Origin of the sequence: Tenacibaculum xiamenense (assembly GCF_964513065.1) — a bacterium.
GTDB classification, from domain to species: domain Bacteria; phylum Bacteroidota; class Bacteroidia; order Flavobacteriales; family Flavobacteriaceae; genus Polaribacter; species Polaribacter xiamenense.
In genome coordinates this window covers 1-22,514 of the sequence record NZ_CAZEQU010000040.1, presented here as the reverse complement: position 1 = coordinate 22,514, position 22,514 = coordinate 1, and the positions used below count along the sequence as shown (strand labels likewise).

General features: G+C 32.1%; 22 protein-coding genes. 8 read left to right on the top strand and 14 right to left on the bottom strand.

What is annotated here, in order from left to right; all coding sequences use genetic code 11:
• The first annotated feature begins 3 nt into the window (after window positions 1–3).
• Window positions 4–861, top strand: coding sequence for a hypothetical protein (locus ACKTTV_RS19300; RefSeq protein WP_408032522.1), 858 nt, complete (start codon window positions 4–6; stop codon window positions 859–861).
• A gap of 76 nt (window positions 862–937) precedes the next feature.
• Here the strand turns inward: ACKTTV_RS19300 and ACKTTV_RS19295 are convergent, their stop codons facing one another.
• Window positions 938–1,498 (bottom strand): hypothetical protein, encoded by a 561-nt coding sequence (locus tag ACKTTV_RS19295; RefSeq protein ID WP_408032521.1) that lies wholly within the window; start codon window positions 1,496–1,498, stop codon window positions 938–940.
• A gap of 46 nt (window positions 1,499–1,544) precedes the next feature.
• Window positions 1,545–3,056 carry a helicase HerA-like domain-containing protein gene (locus ACKTTV_RS19290; protein WP_408032520.1) on the bottom strand — a complete coding sequence of 504 codons (1,512 nt, stop codon included), beginning with the start codon at window positions 3,054–3,056 and terminating at the stop codon, window positions 1,545–1,547.
• A gap of 105 nt (window positions 3,057–3,161) precedes the next feature.
• Here ACKTTV_RS19290 and ACKTTV_RS19285 point away from each other — a divergent pair, with 105 nt between their 5' ends.
• Together ACKTTV_RS19285 and ACKTTV_RS19280 are read left to right on the top strand one after the other, a co-directional pair.
• Window positions 3,162–3,641, top strand: coding sequence for a RidA family protein (locus ACKTTV_RS19285; RefSeq protein ID WP_408032519.1), 480 nt, complete (start codon window positions 3,162–3,164; stop codon window positions 3,639–3,641).
• Window positions 3,610–4,239, top strand: a complete 630-nt coding sequence (locus ACKTTV_RS19280; RefSeq protein ID WP_408032518.1) for a 7-carboxy-7-deazaguanine synthase QueE — start codon at window positions 3,610–3,612, stop codon at window positions 4,237–4,239. The genes ACKTTV_RS19285 and ACKTTV_RS19280 overlap by 32 nt, the downstream gene beginning before the upstream one ends.
• A gap of 73 nt (window positions 4,240–4,312) precedes the next feature.
• On the opposite strand, the gene ACKTTV_RS19275 is transcribed toward ACKTTV_RS19280, so the two are convergent.
• The 10 genes from ACKTTV_RS19275 to hemA form a co-directional block, all read right to left on the bottom strand.
• Window positions 4,313–5,638: a dihydrolipoamide acetyltransferase family protein gene (locus ACKTTV_RS19275; protein WP_408032517.1), complete on the bottom strand. Its 1,326-nt coding sequence runs from the start codon at window positions 5,636–5,638 to the stop codon at window positions 4,313–4,315.
• A gap of 264 nt (window positions 5,639–5,902) precedes the next feature.
• Entirely contained in the window at window positions 5,903–6,805 is a 903-nt protein-coding gene (hemF, locus tag ACKTTV_RS19270) for an oxygen-dependent coproporphyrinogen oxidase (protein WP_408032516.1), read from the bottom strand.
• Window positions 6,806–6,834: 29 nt separating this feature from the next.
• Window positions 6,835–7,581 (bottom strand): EI24 domain-containing protein, encoded by a 747-nt coding sequence (locus ACKTTV_RS19265; RefSeq protein WP_408032515.1) that lies wholly within the window; start codon window positions 7,579–7,581, stop codon window positions 6,835–6,837.
• An 81-nt stretch (window positions 7,582–7,662) separates the two neighbouring features.
• The gene (locus ACKTTV_RS19260; protein WP_408032514.1) at window positions 7,663–8,259 is read right to left on the bottom strand and encodes a TlpA family protein disulfide reductase; all 597 of its coding nucleotides are present in this window, start codon (window positions 8,257–8,259) and stop codon (window positions 7,663–7,665) included.
• A 31-nt stretch (window positions 8,260–8,290) separates the two neighbouring features.
• Entirely contained in the window at window positions 8,291–9,316 is a 1,026-nt protein-coding gene (gene hemE / locus ACKTTV_RS19255) for a uroporphyrinogen decarboxylase (RefSeq protein ID WP_408032513.1), read from the bottom strand.
• An 81-nt stretch (window positions 9,317–9,397) separates the two neighbouring features.
• Window positions 9,398–10,687 (bottom strand): glutamate-1-semialdehyde 2,1-aminomutase, encoded by a 1,290-nt coding sequence (hemL, locus tag ACKTTV_RS19250; protein ID WP_408032512.1) that lies wholly within the window; start codon window positions 10,685–10,687, stop codon window positions 9,398–9,400.
• A 35-nt stretch (window positions 10,688–10,722) separates the two neighbouring features.
• Window positions 10,723–11,133, bottom strand: a complete 411-nt coding sequence (locus tag ACKTTV_RS19245; protein WP_408032511.1) for a hypothetical protein — start codon at window positions 11,131–11,133, stop codon at window positions 10,723–10,725.
• Between the two features lie 95 nt (window positions 11,134–11,228).
• Window positions 11,229–12,209 (bottom strand): porphobilinogen synthase, encoded by a 981-nt coding sequence (gene hemB / locus ACKTTV_RS19240; protein ID WP_408032510.1) that lies wholly within the window; start codon window positions 12,207–12,209, stop codon window positions 11,229–11,231.
• A gap of 105 nt (window positions 12,210–12,314) precedes the next feature.
• Complete coding sequence (hemC, locus tag ACKTTV_RS19235) at window positions 12,315–13,907, bottom strand: hydroxymethylbilane synthase (protein ID WP_408032509.1); 1,593 nt, start codon at window positions 13,905–13,907, stop codon at window positions 12,315–12,317.
• Entirely contained in the window at window positions 13,888–15,159 is a 1,272-nt protein-coding gene (gene hemA / locus ACKTTV_RS19230) for a glutamyl-tRNA reductase (RefSeq protein WP_408032508.1), read from the bottom strand. The genes hemC and hemA overlap by 20 nt, the downstream gene beginning before the upstream one ends.
• A gap of 212 nt (window positions 15,160–15,371) precedes the next feature.
• Between hemA and ACKTTV_RS19225 the strand changes: the two genes are divergently transcribed.
• The 4 genes from ACKTTV_RS19225 to ACKTTV_RS19210 are packed head-to-tail and all read left to right on the top strand — an operon-like array spanning window position 15,372 to window position 18,451.
• Window positions 15,372–16,256: a helix-turn-helix transcriptional regulator gene (locus tag ACKTTV_RS19225; RefSeq protein ID WP_408032507.1), complete on the top strand. Its 885-nt coding sequence runs from the start codon at window positions 15,372–15,374 to the stop codon at window positions 16,254–16,256.
• A 46-nt stretch (window positions 16,257–16,302) separates the two neighbouring features.
• Entirely contained in the window at window positions 16,303–16,815 is a 513-nt protein-coding gene (locus ACKTTV_RS19220) for a TrmH family RNA methyltransferase (protein WP_408032506.1), read from the top strand.
• Between the two features lie 13 nt (window positions 16,816–16,828).
• A complete protein-coding gene (gene hemH / locus ACKTTV_RS19215) occupies window positions 16,829–17,851 on the top strand; it encodes a ferrochelatase (protein ID WP_408032505.1) in 1,023 nt (340 codons plus the stop codon).
• Window positions 17,852–17,857: 6 nt separating this feature from the next.
• Window positions 17,858–18,451, top strand: a complete 594-nt coding sequence (locus tag ACKTTV_RS19210; RefSeq protein WP_408032504.1) for a CopD family protein — start codon at window positions 17,858–17,860, stop codon at window positions 18,449–18,451.
• Window positions 18,452–18,520: 69 nt separating this feature from the next.
• Here the strand turns inward: ACKTTV_RS19210 and ACKTTV_RS19205 are convergent, their stop codons facing one another.
• Complete coding sequence (locus ACKTTV_RS19205) at window positions 18,521–19,456, bottom strand: T9SS type A sorting domain-containing protein (RefSeq protein WP_408032584.1); 936 nt, start codon at window positions 19,454–19,456, stop codon at window positions 18,521–18,523.
• Window positions 19,457–19,507: 51 nt separating this feature from the next.
• Window positions 19,508–20,488, bottom strand: a complete 981-nt coding sequence (locus ACKTTV_RS19200) for a phosphatidylinositol-specific phospholipase C domain-containing protein (protein ID WP_408032503.1) — start codon at window positions 20,486–20,488, stop codon at window positions 19,508–19,510.
• Window positions 20,489–21,491: 1,003 nt separating this feature from the next.
• Between ACKTTV_RS19200 and ACKTTV_RS19195 the strand changes: the two genes are divergently transcribed.
• Window positions 21,492–22,379 (top strand): LytTR family DNA-binding domain-containing protein, encoded by an 888-nt coding sequence (locus ACKTTV_RS19195; RefSeq protein ID WP_408032502.1) that lies wholly within the window; start codon window positions 21,492–21,494, stop codon window positions 22,377–22,379.
• Window positions 22,380–22,514: the final 135 nt, after the last annotated feature.

Here is a 22,514-nt window from a genome sequence, read left to right as displayed (position 1 = left end):
GTTATGAAAGCATTTCAACTTTTAACACTTCTTTTTATACTAAACAGTCATTCATATGCTCAAGAAAAATCGATTACTCATTATTATGTAAATCAAAACAGTATTGAATACATAGGGCGTGTAAACACTAAATCAGAGTTAAAATTAAAGCCCGTTGAATCAAGAGATAGTATTATCGAGTCAATTAATAACAAAACTAATTTCATCGGAATTATTCTAAAACCCGTTGCTAAACTCGTTATAAACAAACTTGCAGATATCATTTATAAACCCGAAAAATTTGCAAAAAATAATAGTGCTAATTACTCTCTTTTAGACGAACCAACACATGCAAAAACAAGTGTTTTCGATAATAAAACATTAATCTATTCTAACTATAGTGAATTACCTGGCAGGAAAGAGTCAAAAGAAAGTGGCCACTTTTTAAAAAACAACCTGCTATTAAATTTTAGTTTTCATGACCATGAAAAAAGTCAAAATAGATTCAAAATATTGCAATTAGAAGAATACCTGTACAATTATACAAGTGTTAAACTAAAAAGAAAACATCATAAGGTTAACATTCTTATTGATATAAAAGTTTCTTATTTCGATAATGACGGGTTATTGCAATCATACAATTTAAAAACAATTGAAATTGACAACGCAATACCCAAGGGAAAATCTTCAAAGTTACAAACTCCTAAAGAAAAAGTAAGAAGGTACATTCCAATAGTTCACCCAATTGAATCTATTAGTATAAGTGTAAATGAAGTAAATGCACGAAAAAAGGTATGGGATAAATGGTTAAAATTATATACCGACAATAAAGATAAAATCAACGACTTCATCGATGATAAAATTGATGAAATTAAAGAATAACATTCATTAAAACATGAAACAAAAAAAGAGGCTCATATCATAAAGTACGAGCCTCTTTCTACTTATATTTTAAAATTTAGTTAAACCAAATTGTCAAAGATTTGATTTTTGCCAAATCAGGAATTTGATCAATACTAACTTTTTGCATACTAAATTCTTTTAAGCCTAAGTCTTCCTTGTCAATAGCAATAGTTGCATTTAAATCGTCAATAAAAAGAGTTGCAGATGAAAAAGACGTTTCAACTTTACTAATTTTATTGTTCGCATTTATTTGTTGAAAATCAGAGTTGACATTTAACCCAGACTTTGTTTGAAATCTTTCATCAAAAATTTCAATGCTTTTAATAGTCGAAGTCGAATCTAATTGTTCTTTAGGAACGATTGTCAATAAGTGCTTTCCTCCTTTTTCATAAATTTCATACTTATCATCATCGCTGATATCAAATTGTCCTTTTTCACCTTCACTTAAGATTTTAACTATTGAATCATTCGGAAATATCGCATCAATTTCTTGTATGGTAGTTTTGGTTGTTAACTTACCAACCTTCCCTTTAGATACATCAAACTTATTATTACTACATTGAACGAAAGCCAATGAAACTAATACTACCGCTAATATTTTAAATAGTTTTATCATTTAATTTGTTTTGTTTATAACGTTTTTCTTTTGATTAAAATTGTTTTTAAATTACTTTTTTTAAGATTCCAAATACACTTCTTATGAATGTAGCACTTGTTAAAACCTTTACTATTGGGTTCATTCGTGTACTTTTTCTTGATGAAGAAGAGCTTCTTCTTGTCGATTTCCTTTCTTCTACATCTCTTTCTTTTTCTTTATTAATCCTCTTAATTTTATCATTTAACAATTCATAAGCACTTTCTCTATCGACTGTGTCATTATACTTTTTTATCAATTTAGAATTATCTAATACTTCTTGAATTTCTTTTTCAGTAAGTATATCCATTCTACTCATCGGCGCCCTTAACATAGTTCTTACTAATGGCGTAGGAATACCTTTCTCGTTTAAAACAGACACCAAAGCTTCTCCAATTCCGAGTTGTGTTAATACTTCCTCTGTTTTATAATATTCAGAATCTGGATAATTCTCTGAAGCTAATTTTAATGCCTTTCTATCCTTTGCCGTAAAAGCACGTAAAGCATGCTGAACTTTCATACCCAATTGAGCTAAAACATCCTCTGGAACATCTTTCGGATTTTGAGTTACAAAATACAAACCGATTCCTTTTGATCTAATCAACTTCACTATACTTTCTATTTGGCTTAATAGAGCTTTAGAAGCTTCATCAAAAACTAAATGGGCCTCATCAATAAATATGATCAATTCTGGTCTTCCACTATCTCCTTGCTCAGGAAATGTTTCATATACTTCAGCGAGTAATTGTAACATAAATGTAGAAAACAACTTTGGTTTATCTTGAATATCGGTCAATCTTAATACTGAAATTACACCTCTTCCGTTTTCATCTATTCTTGTTAAATCATCCACCTCGAAAGAACGCTCTCCAAAAAATAATTCACCTCCCTGTTGTTCAATCTCAACAATTTTTCTTAAGATTGCTCCAGTACTTGATGAAGAAATTCTTCCATATTCTTCTTGAATCTCTTCCTTTCCTTCATTTGTAATAAACTGAAGTAACTTTTTAAAGTCCTTTAAATCTAAAAGAGGTAATTGATTATCGTCACAATACTTGAATATAATAGCTACAATTCCAGCTTGTGTTTCGGTTAAATCCAAAATTCTAGACAAAAGAACTGGCCCAAACTCAGAAACCGTTGCACGTAATCGAACTCCGTCTTGTTCTGAAATGGTTAAAATTTCAATAGGAAACTTTTTAGCGTCAAATGGTATTCCAATTTTCTCATGACGTTCATCAATTTTTGGATGCCCAGTACTAGCTTGCGCCAAACCACTTAAATCTCCTTTAACATCCATAAGTAATACAGGAATTCCTTTTTCAGACATATTTTCAGCTAAAACTTGCAGTGTTTTTGTTTTACCTGTACCTGTTGCTCCTGCAATTAACCCATGTCTATTTAAAGTTTTAAGAGGAATGTTTACCAAAGCATTGGTTATCGTTTCTTCCTCTAACATACCTGCTCCTAAAGTTAAATACTCTCCTTTACAGGCATATCCTTCGTTGATATGATCAAAAAAAGCCTCTTTATTACTCATTTCCGTCTAAAATTTTGATAAAAATACTATTAATTATAGCATTTCAAAAAACACCGTTAATTTTATTTATTAACTTTACCAATATTGAGGTTTAAAATTCTAAGTATGAAAACTAAATTAATCACTTTAGCCTTTTTATGTTCGTTTACCTTTTCGTGTGTAAAAAAAGAAAAGCCAAACCTTATATATCATTCCTCAAAGTTAGAAAGAAAGAAAAATGCCCCTTTTTCAGATGCTGTCGAAGTTGGTAATGTTTTATACTTGGCAGGTCAAGTTGGGATACATCCAGAAACTAAAAAATTAGCACCTGGAGGCATTAAAGGAGAAACGATACAAGCTCTCGAAAATATTAAAGATGTATTGAATTTACATGGATCAGATATGGAGCATGTAGTAAAATGCACGGTTATTTTGGCAGATTTGAATGATTTTAGTCAATTTAATGCAATTTTCCGTAAATATTTTCCTAAAAATAAACCCGCAAGAACTACCTTTGCAGCCGATTTATTGGTAGATGCCAAAATTGAAATTGATGTAATCGCGGTAAAAGCAGATGGATTTAAAGACGCAAGAGTTAGTAAATAAGGGAGAAATGCTTCCATTAATGGAAGAGTTTTATACAATTCAAGGTGAAGGTGCACATACGGGTACTGCTGCATACTTTATTCGTATTGGTGGTTGCGATGTAGGATGTCACTGGTGTGATGTCAAAGAAAGCTGGAACGCGGCTCTTCATCCTCCAACACATGCTGATATTATTGTTGAGCACGCAAAAAAGTATGCTGAAACAGTTGTTATAACTGGTGGGGAACCTTTGATGTGGAGTTTAGATTATATAACTACTCAATTAAAACATAATAATATTAAAACTCATATTGAAACCTCAGGTGCTTATGAATTTTCAGGTATTTGGGATTGGTTTTGTTTATCTCCTAAGAAAACAAAACTTCCTCTTGATAGAGCTTATATAGAAGCTGATGAACTGAAAATGATTATTCATAATAAAAATGATTTTAAATTTGCCGAACAGCAAGCGGAAAAAGTGGGAGAAAAATGTCAATTATTTCTGCAACCTGAATGGAGTAAGAAAGAAAAAATGACTCCTTTAATCATTGACTATGTTATGGAAAATCCTAGGTGGAGAATTTCCTTGCAAACACATAAATATTTGAATATTCCTTAGTTAATATTCATTATAAAAAATAAAAAAAGTCGTGTTTTTAACACGACTTTTTTTATTTTTTATATTTTCCTTCTTAGAAATCTTGATTTACATCCCAAGCTTCTAATATCTCTTTAAAAGTCTTAATAAACATTCCTCCTAAGGCTCCGTTAACAACTCTATGGTCGTATGAGTGAGAAACAATCATTTTATGACGGATTCCAATGAAATCTCCTTCTGGTGTTTCAACTACAGATGGCATCTTTCTAATTGCTCCTAAAGCTAAAATAGCAACTTGCGGCTGATTAATAATAGGCGTTCCCATAATTGAACCAAAACTTCCTACGTTAGTAACTGTATATGTACCACCTTGGATTTCATCTGGCTTTAATTTATTAGCTCTTGATCGTTGGGCCAAATCATTCACCTGCTTTGTCATTCCAACCAAACTCAATTGATCTGCATTTTTTATAACAGGAACAATTAGATTTCCATCTGGAAGAGCAGCTGCCATTCCTAAATTAATATTTCCTCTTTGGATAATTTTATCTCCATCTACAGAAATATTAATTAATGGGTGCTTTTTTATTGTTTGTGCTACAGCTTGCATAAAGATAGGTGTAAAAGTAAGCTTTTCACCTTCTCTTTGTTGGTAAGCATTTTTTACTTTATTTCTCCAGTTTACAATATTGGTTACATCAATTTCAATAAATGATTGAACATGAGCAGAAGTTTGAATAGAATCAACCATGTGCTTTGAAACAAGTTTCCCCATACGGCTCATTTCGATAATTTGATCTTCCCCTCCTAAAGTAATTGGAGTTGATACAGGCTTTGGCGCGGTTTTTTCAACCTTTGCTGCAGCGGCTTTTGCTACTGGTGCAGCGGTTGCTTTAGGTTGGCTACCTCTATTTTCAATGAAATTTAAAATATCTTTCTTGGTAACTCTTCCTTCTTTTCCTGATCCTTGAATTCCCTCTAACTCTGCAATTGAAATACCTTCAGCCTGAGCGATACTTTTTACTAGTGGTGAATAAAAACGATCACTTGATGATGTATCTATCGATGCACTAACTGTTTCTTTAGCATTAGAAATAGTTTTTTCTACTTCTGCTACAGCAGCTGGTACCTCCTCTTTCACCTCTGAACTGTCAGAAGAGCTTGCTCCCGTATCTTCTCCTTCAATTTCGATAACTGCAATTGTTTGTCCAACTTGAACTACAGCATCTTTTTCAAATAATATTTCAACTAATTTACCTTCTACTTCACTAGGTACTTCGCTATCTACTTTATCAGTGGCAACCTCTACAACGGTATCATCTAATTCAATTGTATCTCCTACTTCTTTAAGCCAAGAAGTAATTGTCGCTTCTGCAACACTTTCACCCATTTTAGGTAACTTCAGTTCGTATCTAGCCATGTTTAATTATTTTTTACGCTTGCGAATTTACTAAAAACTAATGATTTTTCTATGTTTTTATTGTAAAAGATTTCGCAAACACACTTCGTTTTTTTACATTATTCGTAAAAAAATAGCAAAATTAAAGGTTTTAACAAAAAATAAACATTTCAAAAAACACCTTTATTGAATATTCTGTATTCTCCAATATTTACAAAATAGTTCGCTTTTTAACTTAATAAACGTATAAAAAAAGCTACAAATAAATCTTTGTAGCTCTTATATTTAAACCCATTCTTTTGGATTTTTTAATACTTCTAATAATTTTTCTTCATGGGAACCTTTTTCAGGATGATGATCGTATTTCCATTGAACTATAGGAGGCAAACTCATTAAAATACTTTCAATTCTACCGTTTGTTTTCAACCCAAACAATGTGCCTCTATCATGTACTAAATTAAACTCTACATACCTTCCTCTTCTCACCTCTTGCCAATCTTTATGATCTTGAGTATATTCATTATTCTTACGTTTTTCCACTATTGGCACGTAAGAGTTTAAAAAGCTATTTCCTACTTCTGTAACAAAATCATAACGATTCTTTAGCGAAAACTCTTCAGTTTCTTTTAAATAATCAAAAAACAATCCACCTACTCCTCTAGCCTCATTTCTATGAGTATTCCAAAAATAGTTATCACAAGTTTCTTTAAATTTTGGATAAAAACTATTATGGTGCTTATCGCAAGCATCTTTACAAACCCTATGAAAATGTGTAGCATCTTCATCATATAAGTAATAGGGAGTTAAATCCTGTCCACCACCAAACCACTGAGTAACTATCTCTCCTGTCTCATTATACATTTCAAAATAACGCCAGTTTGCATGAACAGTTGGAATAAAAGGGTTTTTAGGGTGAATCACTAAACTTAATCCACAAGCGAAAAAATCACCTTCCTCAACCTTAAACTGCTTTCTTAAAGCTTCTGGTAACTTTCCATGAACTGCCGATATATTTACTCCCCCTTTTTCAAAAATATCACCATTTTCTATAACTCTGGTTCTTCCTCCACCTCCTTCTGAACGCTTCCAAAGATCTTCTTTGAATTTAGCCTTCCCATCAACTTCTTCTAACTTACTCGTTATAGTCTCTTGTAATTCTTGAATATAAGCGTAAAACTGGTCTTTCATTTCTGATTATTATTGTATTGCAAAAATAACTATTCTATTAGTTCTGTAGTATGAATTCTTTCGATTGTTTCTGTTGTAGCAGCAGTAACTGAAAGAGGTAACACAAGGATAACCCCTACTACAGGAATTAACAAAAATAGAATGAAAACTATACCGTTACCAATAGCGGTTCCTTTATTTTTCCATACAAAATTTATACTTTCCTTATATTTATAATGGCGCTCTAAGGTATAATCCATATTTCCAAAGCCAGCATAGTATGACTGCATTAAAAAAAGAATAATGGTTGAAAAAAAACCTAATACTGGAACAAAACTAAAAAGTAGTATCGGAACTGTAAAAGCCAACTCTCGTGCTATGTTCCGTAAACTTATTCTTACTCCTCTGACCAACTGTTCTCTAAATGAAGTCATGCGATGGTCATGGCTTTTACCATAAAAGTGTTTTTCTATTTTTTCAGAAACTGGGCTCATAAATGGTGCCGAAAGTGCAAGCACAATATGTTTATAAATTAACAAACCCAAAACTAGAATTATTAAACCACTAAGAAATGTACTAATTACTTCAAAGGTTTCTTTACCAAACTCCCATTTCCAAAAGTTTGCCAGATAATGCCCAACATTATCCGAAAGTGAATATGCAAGTGAACCTATTACAATTGCAGTTACCAAACTTATTACCATTGGTATTACAAAAAATTTCCACAGTTTTAATTTCGAAATTAAAGGAAAGGCTTGGGCATAAGCTCTTATTCCTTTTAAGATGTTAGCAATCATATCTTACAATTTATTGTATAAAAGTACAAACCTCTTTCTGATTTTAGAAAGAGGTTTGTACTTTTTTATTGTTAAAAAATTTTATAAAACTGGTTTAATGAATTCTTCGAGTTCTTTCTCGTTTATTTCATTTACTTTATCCCAGTTCATTTCCTTAGAAGGGTACGCTGCACCTCTTCTAATACTTAAAAACTTTTTATCTTTTCCAATTAAATAAGTAGTTGGATAATCTAACTTGTGAAAGAAACCATACGATTCAGTGTATGCTTTGTTATCAAACTTCTTAGTTGGAGGAATTAATTTAATTCTTGGATCAAGTTTCTTTTGCATTCTTTGGATACCATTTAAATCGTCCCAGAAAAACATTAAAAATTCAACTTTTCCATCATACTTCTCAACCATCTTATTAAGTGCTGGGATATCGCCCCAACAAGGAGCGCATCTTGTTGATGCCGCAATTAATACGATTGGTGTCTTAACTTTGTCTGTGCTAATTTTTTTTCCATCAATTGTTACGAAATCATAATTTAAAAGATAAGAACCTTTAAGGCAGTTATTTATTAATCCTTCCGCAGTTTCTTCCTCACAATTGTTCACGGCAAAATTGTAATATACCTTCTCTTGTGCTGAAAGTCCAATTGAAAACAAAATACTTAATAAGAATACTACTTTCTTCATATACTTTAGGGTAATTAAGGGGATTACTATTTTATACCTTGTATTCCTTTACGGCTTCAATAAATGCTTGAGCGTTTTCTAAAGGAATATTGGGTAAAATTCCATGCCCCAAGTTAACAATATATTTGTCTTTACCAAACTCATTTATCATTTGGTGTACCATTTTTTTAATTTCAGCAGGTGGAGACAACAATCTTGAAGGGTCAAAATTCCCCTGTAAGGTTATATTTCCTCCTGTTAAATAACGTGCGTTTCTGGCTGAACATGTCCAGTCTACTCCTAAAGCTGATGCATTTGACTTGGCCATAACATCTAATGCAAACCAGCATCCTTTTCCAAAAGCAATTACTGGAATTTCATCCTTTAACGCTTCAATTATTTGGTTTATATACTGCCAAGAGAACTCTTGATAATCAGTTGGAGATAACATTCCTCCCCAAGAATCAAAAATTTGAACAGCATTTACACCTGCTTTTACCTTTGCTTTTAAATATGCAATAGTGGTCAACGTTATTTTAGTAAGCAATTCATGTGCCAAAACTGGTTGAGTAAAACAAAATTCCTTTGCTTTATCAAAATTCTTAGACCCTTGACCTTGCACCATATAACATAAAATTGTCCAAGGAGAACCTGCGAATCCAATTAATGGAACCTCATCATTTAGTTTTTCTTTTGTAGCGGTAATAGCCTCAATTACATATCCTAACTCTTCATGAACATCAGGAACTATAACTTGATCTAAACTCTTTCTATCTCTGATTGGGTTTGGTAAATACGGACCAAAGTTAGGTTTCATTTCAACCTCTACATTCATCGCTTGAGGAACTACTAAAATATCAGAAAACAATATAGCAGCATCCATTCCATATCTACGAATTGGTTGCACTGTTATTTCAGAAGCCAATTCTGGAGTTCTACATCTTGTAAAAAAGTCGTACTTTTTTCTTAACTCCATAAATTCAGGTAAATACCTACCTGCCTGACGCATCATCCAAACTGGTGGTCTATCCACCGTTTCACCCTTTAAGGCTCTTAAAAATAAATCGTTTTTAATCATTTTTAAATTTATGCCTCTACGAAGATAACCTTAAATACATATACATCAAAGCTTTACTTCTACTTTACGAGGCTTTTTTAATTACATATTCGCTACTGCTTCAATTGATTTATCAATCGCTTTCATAATTTTTTTCAAATCTTTCTCTGAAATAGCTGACGACAAGAACCATGCTTCAAATTGCGATGGAGGTAAAAACACACCTTTTCTTATCATTTCCCAAAAGAAAACAGCAAACTTTTTTGTATCACTTTCTTGAGCTTGCTCAAAGTTAGTCACATGAACATTCGTAAAAAACGGGTTAATCATTGAACCAAATCTATTTACCGTAATTTCTACTCCATGCTTCTTTGCGGATTCAAGCAAAAATACTTCTATTATTTGAGCTACCTCGTTAAACTTTTCATAAGGATTTTGCTTCTTTAACTCAGAAAGTGTAGAAATACCCGCAGCCATAGCTATAGGGTTTCCACTTAGTGTTCCCGCTTGGTACATACCACCTAAAGGCGCAACCATTTCCATAATTTCATTTCTAGCTCCATAAGCCCCCACAGGAAAACCTCCACCAATTACTTTTCCTAAACAAGTAATATCGGCTTCAACTTCAAATAACTCTTGAGCTCCTCCAAACTTCGATCTGAAACCTGTCATTACCTCATCAACAATCAGTAAAGCTCCTTTTGAGTTTACATACTCTTTCAATTCTTTTAAAAAATCGTTTTGCGGAGTAACTACCCCCATGTTTCCAGCAATTGGTTCTAAAATAACCCCAGCAATATCATCATTCGCCTCGAAGTGTGCTTTTACACTATCTAAATCATTATAATTTGCTATTAGCGTATTTTTAACTGCTCCTTCAGGCACTCCTTTACTTCCAGGTAAACTCAATGTAGCTAATCCCGAACCCGCTGCAACTAACAAAGCATCCTGATGACCATGATAACAACCAGCAAACTTTACAATTTTATCTTTTCCTGTAAATGCTCTTGCCAAACGTATTCCACTCAAGACGGCTTCCGTACCTGAATTTACAAAGCGAACTTTATCCATCCCTGGAAAAGCATCACAAACAATTTTGGCTAGTTTAATTTCATTCTTGGTAGACGCCCCGAAAGAATATCCGTTTTTTAACGCCTTTGTAATTGCTTTTTGAACTTTCTTATGACGATGACCGAGAATCATTGGTCCATAAGACAAAACTAAATCGATGTAAGAATTACCATCAACGTCGGTAATTTTACTTCCTTTGGCCTTTTTAATAAATAAAGGATTTCCTCCTACTGATGCAAAAGCTCTTACTGGAGAGTTAACTGCACCAACCAAATTTTCTAATCCTTTATTGTAAAGTTCTTGCGATTTCTTAAACTCCATCAAACTTTATATTCTTTTTAGTTGTTGTTATTCTTTTATTGTTTTTTCACCTTTACTATTAAAGGCTGTTCTTTTCCTTCTGCTAAATCAAAATAAAATCCATCCTTTTTTGATTTTACTTTAATGATCATAGTAGAAAACTTATCTTTTTCCGTTCCTACATGAATTTTATTCCCTACCAGCTTCCACTGTGTTCCTCTTAGCATTCTAGTAACTTCAGAAAAAGTTTCGGACATATGGGTTGTTTTTATTCCAAAGTTATTGGTCTTCTTAAAATAAAAATAAGCCCCTCTGAAACCTTCAATTACTTCCTTAACTTCGGCTTTTTTCGATTCAACTTTCACTTCTTCTACTTTCCAAACACCTTCAATCATTTCCTTTGAAAGGTCTTGAGAGAATATATTTGTTATTGAGAATAGTACTATTACTAATAAAAACTTTTTCATGAGTTTATTTCTTTTAATGTTCATGTTTATACTTAATTGCCTAAAAGTAATCAATACCTAGAAAATTATTCGTTTTAAACATGTTAATTTCGTAATTATTGCTTCTTTAACAACTTGGCTGCCTCTTTAGCAAAATAAGTTAGAATAATGTCAGCCCCTGCTCTTTTCATAGATAATAAAGTCTCCATCATTACTTTTTCACCGTCAAGCCAACCTTTTTCTGCAGCTGCTTTCAACATTGCATATTCACCACTTACATTGTATGCCGTAACAGGTACATCGTAATTATCTTTCAACGATTTAATAATATCTAAATACGCCAAAGCCGGTTTCACCATAATCATATCAGCCCCTTCTTCAATATCCAAATCAGCTTCAATTAATGCTTCTTTTGAATTCGCAGGACTCATTTGATATGTTTTTTTATCTCCAAATTTTGGAGCAGAATCTAAAGCATCTCTAAATGGTCCATAAAAAGCACTTGCGTATTTCGCGGTATATGACATGATTGATACATGAGTATACCCAGCTTCATCCAATACTTTTCGAATATACCCGACTCTTCCATCCATCATATCAGAAGGTCCTAAAATATCAGCACCAGCCTCCGCTTGTACCAAAGCCATTTTACCTAAAATTTCAAGTGTTTCATCATTTAGTATTTCACCATTTTCTACAATACCATCATGACCGTCACTAGAATATGGGTCCATGGCAATGTCTGTCATTAAAGCAATATCAGGAAACTGTGACTTAATTTTTCTTAAAGCCTGAATGTAAAGCCCATCTTTATTATAACCTTCCGTTGCATATTTGTCCTTCTTATCATCTCCTAAAGAAGGGAAAACACAAAATCCTTTAATTCCAAGTTCAACACACTCCTTTATTTCTTCCAATAATAAATCCAATGAAAAACGGTAAATACCAGGCATTGACTCGATTTCTTGCTTTTCATTAGTTCCTTCGATAAGAAACAACGGAAAAATAAAATCATTTACTGATACACTGTTTTCTTTCACCATTGCTCTTATTGCAGCAGATTTGCGATTTCTTCTTGGTCTTCTTGTATTAAACATTGGGTCTGATTATGTATCCTCGTTGAGGAATTTTGGTAAATTAAATTAATCTGTTTATATGGTAAAAAGAAGATAAAGATATGCTCTTTATCTCTTTTATAAAGCTTAAGATTCTTTAGCAAAATGTAGGCTTACCATTTCAATAACGCTTTCAACAGTAGGAATTTTTGCTATTTGTACATTCTTAAAATGTTTAGACGCTTCTTTAGCCGTGGTATCTCCAATACAGAAAGCTATTTTATCTGCTTCATTTTCTTGTATGTAACTCTCGACAGTTGATGGACTATAAAATAACACGCCTTCAACCTTGTTATCCAACTTAACTGGACTGTACATTGTTTTGTAGGCTTCTATTTCATTGACAACAATATCTTTTGCTTTCAACAAAACCGCCAAGGTATCCAACCTTAAATTACTGCAGAAATAAGTTACTTCTTTTTGCTCAATATTTTCTACTATGTATTTCGCTAATTTTTGAGCATTGTTTTCTGCATGTTTTACTTTTCCTATTTTTTGCTCTATCAACTTTTTAGTTCGTCGACCAACACAATATATATTTTTAAAACTTAACTCTTCTTTAGTAAAGTTATATAGTAAGGCTTCTACTCCATTTTTGCTGGTTATTACTACATTTTCCAAATCTTTTTTAACCTCTTTAGGAGCAATACGGTTAAATCTGATTTTTATAAAATCACTATCCTCTACTTTAACTGTAGTTGGTAATAATTTCTTTTGAGTTTCTGAAAGCTTTTTTGTTGAGTAAATAGAAAACTCTTTTTCTATTCCCTCATCTTCCATCATTATAAACTTTCCTCCTCTTTCTATAATTTTAGTAGCACAATCTTTTGCTAAATATTTATGTGCTCCAAGCTTTACTTTTTTAGTAACCTCTAATTTTTTGCTCCCATCTCTACTCAGCAACACACCTTTAAAAGTTATCTCCTTTTCAACCTCGTTAATCATTGCTAGGGCTCCTATAGGTGCAGTACAACCTCCTTCCAAACGGTTTAAAAACTCACGTTCAATTCCGGTACAAGTTTCAGTGTCTCTATCATTTATAATAGCACATGCTTCCTTTGAAAACTCGTCTTCTTCCAATGCCGTTACCATAATGGCTCCTTGGGCCGGAGCAGGAATCATCCATGATAAAGAAATGGCGCCTTTAGGACGCTTACCTATTCTTTCTAATCCTGCAGCCGCAAAAACAGCTCCGTTCCAATCATTGTTGTCTAACTTTTCAAGGCGTGTATTTACATTTCCTCTTAAGTCTACAACTTCATGTGTTGGATATCTATTTAACCATTGTGCTTTTCTACGAAGGCTTCCTGTTGCAATAACTCCTTGTTTTTGCCCCATGAACTCTTCCGTATCCTTTAACACTAAAATATCGTTGTGATTTGCTCTTTTTAATACCGCCGCTTGTATGATCCCTTTAGGTAGAATCGTTGGTACATCTTTCATGGAATGAACAGCAATATCAATATCGCCATTCAACATAGCAATATCAAGGTTTTTAGTAAAAATTCCAGTAATACCTAATTCATACAAAGGTTTATCTAAGATAATATCTCCAGTAGATTTAATTGGTACTATTTGTGTTTGATATCCTTGTTCTTCGAGTTGCTTTCGTACTTTGTTAGCTTGCCATAATGCCAACTCGCTTTCACGTGTACCTATTCTAATTATTTTTTGTTGCATCTACCGATTCTAAATTATTTCCAAAAACTTTTGACATTACTTCAATACTTAAGTTAATTGAAGTGTTTTCGTCTTTTAAATGTTTTACAAATTGAGTTGTTATTTTCTGAATTAATCTTGATGTAATAACCTCTGCTTGTTCTTCATCAAAATTTTCTATCTTTTTCTTATGAAAGTCTATTTCATCTTTTTGAATAGCTTGCAACGATTGTTTTAATGCATTAATCGCAGGAGTAAATTTCCTATGGCTCAACCACTCGTTAAACTCTTCTTTATGAGTATCAATAATAGACTCGGCAACAGGCACCTCCTGTTGTCTTATGGCTAAAGTTTCGTCTGTTATTTTGGAAAGTTCATCTACATCGATTACGGTAACACCCGATAATTCTTTCACCTCTGCCGAAACATTCGCTGGCATCGATAAATCAAGTATCAATAATTCTTTATTTGCAGGTACATGATCTTTAGTTATAGTCGGTTTATTCGCTCCAGTAGATACTATTAATACATCAGCATTTGCTACTTCATTTTGTAACTCACTAAATTTCGCATGTCTTATGGAGCTATGCTCAGCCACAAACTCTTGAGCTTTCTGTTCTGTTCTATTTACAAGACTTACCGTTTTGTTATTGGTATACTCTGAAAGGTTTTTACAAGTATGTTTTCCCATTTTCCCTAAACCAAATACCAAAACACTTTTAGAGTTGTGATCGGGTAAATTGTTTATTAGGTATTGCACAGCAGCATAGGAAACAGAAGTTGTACCAGAACTTAATTTGGTTTCATTCTTAACGCGCTTACTCGCCTGCATTACACAATTTAGTAAACGCTCCAAGTATGCATTTGTAGTTCCTACTTCTTTTGCTTGTTTAAAAGCTTGGCGCAATTGTCCTACAATTTCATAATCTCCAAGAATTTGGCTATCCAAACCTGTTCCCATTCTAAACAAATGCTGTATTGCATCTTGGCCTTTATTAACATATGAAACTTTGGCAAACTCTTCAACCGATCCATTTGAGTGGTTACACAACATACTTATCAATTGAAAAGGATGTTCAGCAAAACCAGTTATTTCGGTTCTGTTACAGGTAGATAAAACAAAAAGCTCGTTCATCCCTCGTTGCTTTGCTTCCTTTAAAAGAGCCAGTTGACTTTCCTTTGATAAAGAAAACTTTCCTCTTGTACTAGCATCAGCTTTTACGTAACTGATTCCAATGTTATAAAACTTAGTAGGTCTATTATCTGTATGCATTAATATCTTCTTCCTAAAAATCACTCAAAAATAGAAACTTTGTATCTTTAAAAATATCGCTAGAAGAACTTTTAATGTCGTTTCAAGTTTTTTAATCTCACGATATCGCTAAAACCCTTAAAAATGTGTACTTTTGCAGTGAAATTAACTATTGAGAAACAAGTAATATAGAATAATTCTAAATAAAAATTATTTAACCAAATCACTTGCCTATGTCAAAAAATGTCGCCAGAAGTACATTTAGAGAAGTTCCTCTTGAAACAGGTTTTTCGGTTCTCAAGTTCCAGAACAACACTGAAGAGGCTGATTATTATAATAGAGATGTGGATAATTCTTTTATTCAGATTCACTATTGTGTAAAAGGTAATAGTAAATTTCATTTTAATAATGGTAACTATACCTTCAATGTACTAGATAAACATTCTATTTTTCTATACAATCCTCAGCAGAAACTACCTATTAATATGGAAATCCTTCCTAAGACATGGGTTATTTCAGTGTTAATCTCTATTGAAAAGTTTCACTCTCTATTTTCGAAAGAAGCGGGTTATATACCTTTTTTAAGTGAAAACAACAAGAATAGAAAGTACTATGATAATACAGAAATTAAGAGTTCTGTTTTACTTGTACTACAGCAAATTTTTGCTGCTGACAGCCATAGCTCAATGAGAGACTTGTATATAAAAGGTAAAACTTACGAACTTTTAAGTCTTCATTTTGATAGTGGTGAAAATACAAATGACGAATATTGTCCTTTCTTAGTCGATGATAAGGAAGTCTTAAAAATTAGAAAAGCAAAAGATATTATTATTTCTCAAATGAGTGAACCGCCTACTCTTCAACAACTCGCAAATGAAGTAGGACTTAATCTAAAAAAACTAAAAGAAGGTTTTAAACAAATTTATGGTGATACGGTATATAGTTTTTTATTTGATTATAAAATGGAGCATGCCAGAAAACTACTTGAGAGCAACCGTTTTAATGTTAACGAAGTTGGTTTACAAGTTGGATACAGCACTTCAAGTCATTTCATTTCCGCTTTCAAGAAGAAATTTGGAACCACTCCCAAACAATATATAATAAACCTAAACCAGTAACCCCTCATCTACAACCTTTAACTATTTAAGAGTAGATTTATTAGCAATGAAACAACTTACTCATTACGATATCAAAAACCAGGAGAATAAATTCCCTATTACTATTGTTTGTGATGCAATTCGCACCCCTGAAAATATAGGCATGTGTTTTAGGATTGCTGAGAGTTATGGAGTATCGAAAATATATTTACACGAAAACTCTCCTACTATTGAAAACAGAATAGTAAAGAAAACAGCACGCAACACATTACAACAAATAGAACATTCAACTTATAGTGATTTTTCATCCTTATTAAGCGGTTTAAAGGAAGAAAATAATGTAATTATAGGTATTGAAATAACCGATGAAAGTATAAATATAAGCGATTATGATTTTACGGCTCATCAAAAAATTGTACTACTTTTGGGCAGTGAAAGACATGGCGTGAAGGAAGTAAATTATGCAGATGCAACTGTTTCTATTCCTATGTATGGAAGAAACTCATCTATGAACGTGATTCACAGCTTAGCTATTACTTTATACGAAGTAACAAATCAATTATTAAAAATTAACAAATAAAAATATACTTTTAATGAAAGGTGTTTTATTAGTAAACCTTGGATCACCCAATAGTACTGATCCAAAAGATGTAAAAAAATACTTAGGAGAATTTTTAATGGATGAAAGAGTCATAGATGTTCCTTTATGGCTTCGTACATTTATTGTTAAAGGTATTATTTTAAATACTAGACCTAAGAAATCAGCCGAAGCATATCAGAAAATTTGGTGGAAAGAAGGATCTCCTTTAATTGTTTTATCTGAGCGTTTACAAAACAAAGTTCAACAAAAAACAGAACTTCCCGTTGCTCTGGCTATGCGCTATGGAAATCCGTCTTTAAAAAGTGGTCTTCAAGAGCTTTATGATAAAGGTGTAAAAGAGGTTCTTTTAATACCTCTTTACCCTCAATTTGCCATGGCTACAACGGAAACAATAACGGTATTAGCAGAAGAATTGAGACAAGAGTATTTCAAGGATATGAAAATAACTGATGTTCCTGCGTTTTATAATAAACCAGAATATGTAAGTGCTCTTTCAAATAGTATTAAAGATTATTTAGCCGATAAGGAATACGATCATATATTGTTTTCATACCACGGTGTTCCTGAACGTCATATTAAAAAATCAGACATAACCAAATCTCATTGTAAAATTGATGGAAGTTGCTGTAATACGCCTTCAAAAGCACATGAGTTTTGTTATAGACATCAGTGCTATCAAACCACAAAAAATGTGATTAAAGAGCTAAATTTAGACGAATCTAAAGTTAGCACTTCCTTTCAGTCTAGATTAGGTGTAGATCCTTGGCTTCAACCTTACACAGATAGAACTATTGTAAGAAAGGCTGAAAAAGATGGTATTAAAAATTTAGCCATAGTAACTCCTGCATTCGTCTCAGATTGTTTAGAAACTCTTGAAGAAATAGCAATGGAAGGTAAAGAAGAATTTATCGAGGCTGGTGGTGAAAATTTCTATACAGTTCCTTGTATTAATGATAACGACGAGTGGGTAAACGTACTTTCTGGTTGGATTAATGAATTTAATTCTAAAAACTAACTTTCTATGGACTTCTTGTACATAAAAGCGCTTCATATTATTTTCGTTGTCACTTGGTTCGCTGGGCTCTTTTATATTGTTCGGTTATTTATTTATCATGTTGAGGCGGAAAAAAAAGAAGAACCTGCTAAATCCATTCTCCAAACTCAATATAAGTTAATGGAAAAGCGCTTATGGTATATTATTACTTGGCCGTCTGCAATATTGGCAAGTGTATTTGCTTTTTGGATGCTTTACAGAAACCCTTACTATCTTCAAATGCCTTGGATGCATGTTAAGTTATCTTTTGTATTAGCTCTCTATTTTTATCATGGAGCTTGTCAGAAAATTTATAAGCAATTGCAAAATGATGTAGTAAAATATACTTCATTAAAACTACGTATTTGGAATGAAGTAGCTACTATTATTCTATTTGCTGTGGTATTCTTAGTGGTTTTACAAAATGCTATCAATTGGATTTGGGGAGTTGTAGGAATAATTCTAGTATCTGTTTTATTAATGCTTGGTATTAAACTTTATAAAAAAATTAGAGCAAAAAAGAACTGGGATAAATACGAACAAGAGTTAATTGAAGAAGATAAACAAGAAGAGAGCCTTTAATCAGGCTCCCTTCATCCCTATTGAAAAAGTAGTATTCTGAGAAAAAAATTCTCAAAATTGTCAAGCAATTTATTTAATGAGTAACTTTTTGATTAAACGAACTCCATTATTTCTCTCTATTTCAACAAAATAAGCGCCACTTGATTTACTTTTAAAGTTAGAAGTTTCAATTGGTATTTTATTTAATCCTTCCGTCAAGTCAAAGTTTTGTTTATATACTAATTGTCCTAAAACATTGTATATTTTTAATTCAGCTATTTCCTTAACCGAAGCATTAATCATAAGATCGAACTTATTAGAAGTCACAGGATTTGGATACAAACTAACTGACATACCATTTTCTTTACAATCTAAACAAGCTTTTGGTCGCTTAGTATTACCGAATGCAATACTATTCCCTTGTTTATCTATTATGGTTTCTTCTATTTCTGTATTCCCTGAACCCTTTGTCTCTCTTCCTGAATATCTATAATTCCAAATTTTCACAGAACTTACCTCATCATTCCAACTTGAAAAATGATCTGTAATGTCATTTATATTATACCAACCTGATGATCCCGCTCTGAATTGTATCCACCCTCCGGAATAATCAGCATCTCTATACATCCTTACTGTCCAACTTGGTGGAATTCTTAAAGATGATATTTCATCATTACCCACACTGGTATTAGTAAGCGAATCATCATAAGAGCCATTAGTAAAACTAGTGAGGCGGCTTCCATCATCAGTAAAATTTACATCTTCGTAAAAATGTACCGCTTCAGGAATCGACAACCAGTACAACGAAGATATCTTATCATTCATAGCTCCTCCAACATAGCTCACATTGCCTCTTAAAGAAACATATTTCCCTCCATAATCGTTATGTTCATATCCAAAATACTCATACCCAGGTTTAACTTTTACAGAAGAGATTTCATCATTAAAATCATACGAACTTGACAATCTTCGAAGATCTCCATTTATTCTTATTGCATCTCCTCTATAGTTCGAATCTTCATATATTACAGCCCTTGTATTAAAAGCCCATTCATCAAAATTAACTTTATATATAGCCTAAATTAGTGGCGCTTCCACCCAATCTAAAATCAATACTCCATAGCTTTTATCTATTTTTTTCATATAATTTTTTACTCTCGGGTTCATATAATCTGAAACAGCAGTAATATTGGGTATTGGAGTGGGAATACCAACTATATTAGTTGAAGTATAACCATTTATTGCATTTAAATAAAGGCGGTTACTGTACCTGTTATTCTGAGCTTCCTCCATTAACTCCTTAACTCTTCCCCATTTTCTATCTTTATTTTTATCGCAATTATTAAAAGGCCATGAAAAACAGGAATCTGTTCCTAAATCATAATAGTTATTTACTTTGATGTAAGGTCCATTAAGATTACCAGCATATGGACTTGCTACCGAAGTAACATTATCTATCGGACTATACTTGATACCAGGAACATTATTAAGTTTTCTAGTAATCAATAATATTCTACTCCTCAACTCTTTTAATCTCGGAAGTCTGTTATCAGTGAAAAATAATTTACTGTAAGAAGGATCGTTAATTATATTTCTAAGTTCTGTCGAAAGCTTACTCGCACTTCCTTGATCACTTTGAATCGTCATTATAAGGGCCTCATTCTTGTTTTCGTTAAAAAACCTTTTAATAGCTCCCAAAACATCTCTTTTAAATCTGGTATGAAACTTAATATCACCATGAACTATTATTGGGTCACCTGATAAATAAGAATCACTTTCTTTTAAACGAATATCAAAAAAACGTATTCCTTTGTTTAATTGCTCATAAAACGATAAGTTTTGCGTAATGTAAGTCGACCGAGGAAAAACATGTTGCTCCCCGGTTAGATCCGCCTTTCCATAAGCTCCAGTATCATGAGTTCCTGGTATTGTTAGGTTCGCAATATTAGTTTCCGGATCAAGATAACTCATCCAGTCATTTCCTTTCTGACCAAAAAGCCATAACGATTTGCAGAATAGGATAACGGTTAAAACTCGCTTTGTAATTAGTTGTTTCATATTCTAAATTTACAGTTAATAAAGTACCACCCTTCAAACTCATTAAAACTGATAAACAAACAGTTACACAACAATATTACCCGTTTTTTCAATCCCTTTCACAGAACACAATCTTACTCAATAATTATTTTCATATAACGAAACATAAAACACTTAAAAACAACACTTTAAAAACAAAACCCTTACATCTAATAGATGTAATAATTTCATTAAACATTCTTCTTTTCTAAACTTGACCAACCTAAAACACCATGAAAGCACAGTAAACAAGACAAAATATTTTTTTCAAAAAACATTCTTAAAAGTATAATTAACCCAATAGCTCGAATAAATACAATTCACGAGGTCATGAATACAAAAAACAAAAGAGAGCTAAATGCTCTCTTTTATTAAATTAAGGGGAAATCTATTTAATAATAAATAGTAAAGGTTATTTTTTTCAAACAATTGCAAAGTGTAGTAAACTTTGTTTAACAGCACTTCTTCTTTCTCGTTTACAGTGTAAAAGTATTTTAAATATTCTTTTAAAATTAATCCATTCATAGTAGTAAAAGCAAGGTTTCATCAAAACCAAAACAATCAATTGAAAAACAACAAGTTATATATTTTGTTTTTTCTCGGAAATTTTAGATTTTTTCAAATAAAACACTGTTAATTTGTAAGCCATAAAAAAAGCAAAATAGAAAAATATCTATTTTGCCTTCACCGTAAACAAATTGTCCCCCCACAGACCAACCTGAATACTAAAACAAAGAATGCAATAATAACATTGTCTGTCTGTTATTGGCACAATTATTCCTTGTTCTGTGGTCAAAATTAAACTTTAAAAATCATGATGTTAGACTTTGTCATTTTTAGGATCATTAGATTCCACAAAACCATAATTAAATATTTAAAACACAATATGTTAATATTTTGTGGTTTTCACACAATTCTATATTGATTTGCATTTAAATATTTAATATCTTGTATGTCATCCCTTAAATTAAAGCTGTACCTATACATGAGTGAACGATTACCTTCGATAATTGGGTTATTCGAGAAAAAACATTATCGCCCTAATGAATTATATGACAAAAAAAAATCTGTGATTTTTACATTCATAGCTACCTTTTTGTTGATTCAGCTATTCCCTTTTTCTAATATTAAATTTAATGAATTTAGTTCGCAGCTATTTACATCGGTAGTTTTTGCTTTACTTGCCAGTGTTTCCTATTTAATTAACTACCACATTTTTAAACCAACTAAAAGAGATCCTTGGCTATACAGACATGAGGTTTTATACCACGCATGCATTTTTCTAGGTATATTTTTTCTTATCAACCTATTCGCTTATTTTTTCCTAAACCTTTCGTTAAAATACATTGTTAGAGAAACATCTTCATTCTCTTATTCGATTGAATTTACTATAAAATCACTTATTTATACAAGTGTTTTTGGTGTAGTTTTTTATATACTTATTAATTTTTTTGATTTGGTTCATTACATAACCAATAAAACCAAACTTAATATTGAACTAGATGATAATTCTAAGGGAATTTTAGACCTCAGAGGTAAAAATAAAAATGAACGATTGGTTATTCCTGCTTCTAACTTAATTTACATGAAATCTGAAGGTCATTATGTTAGTATCTATTATACTCTTCTTGATAAGCAAAAGCTGAATAATGTAATTTTTAGATCGAGTATGAGTGAAATAGAAAAAAACTTAGAAATTCATAATTCTATTATTCGCTGTCATAAATCATATTTTATAAATTCTGACCATGTCAAGGCAATTAATTATTATGGAAAAAAATTCTATGCAATTATTAATGGCTTTAACAAGAGGATTCCAATTGCTGCAGACAAAGTGGAAATACTAAAAAGTACTGTACCATCAACTATTTAACAATTTTTAACATACAATCATGTTACATTTTTCGATCTAATTCTTCTAATAAGAAAGTATTAGTTGGGAGGAAAGGTTTTCAAATTGTTGGTCTTTCCTCTTTTCATTTTAACAACATGCACTTCACCAGTATAA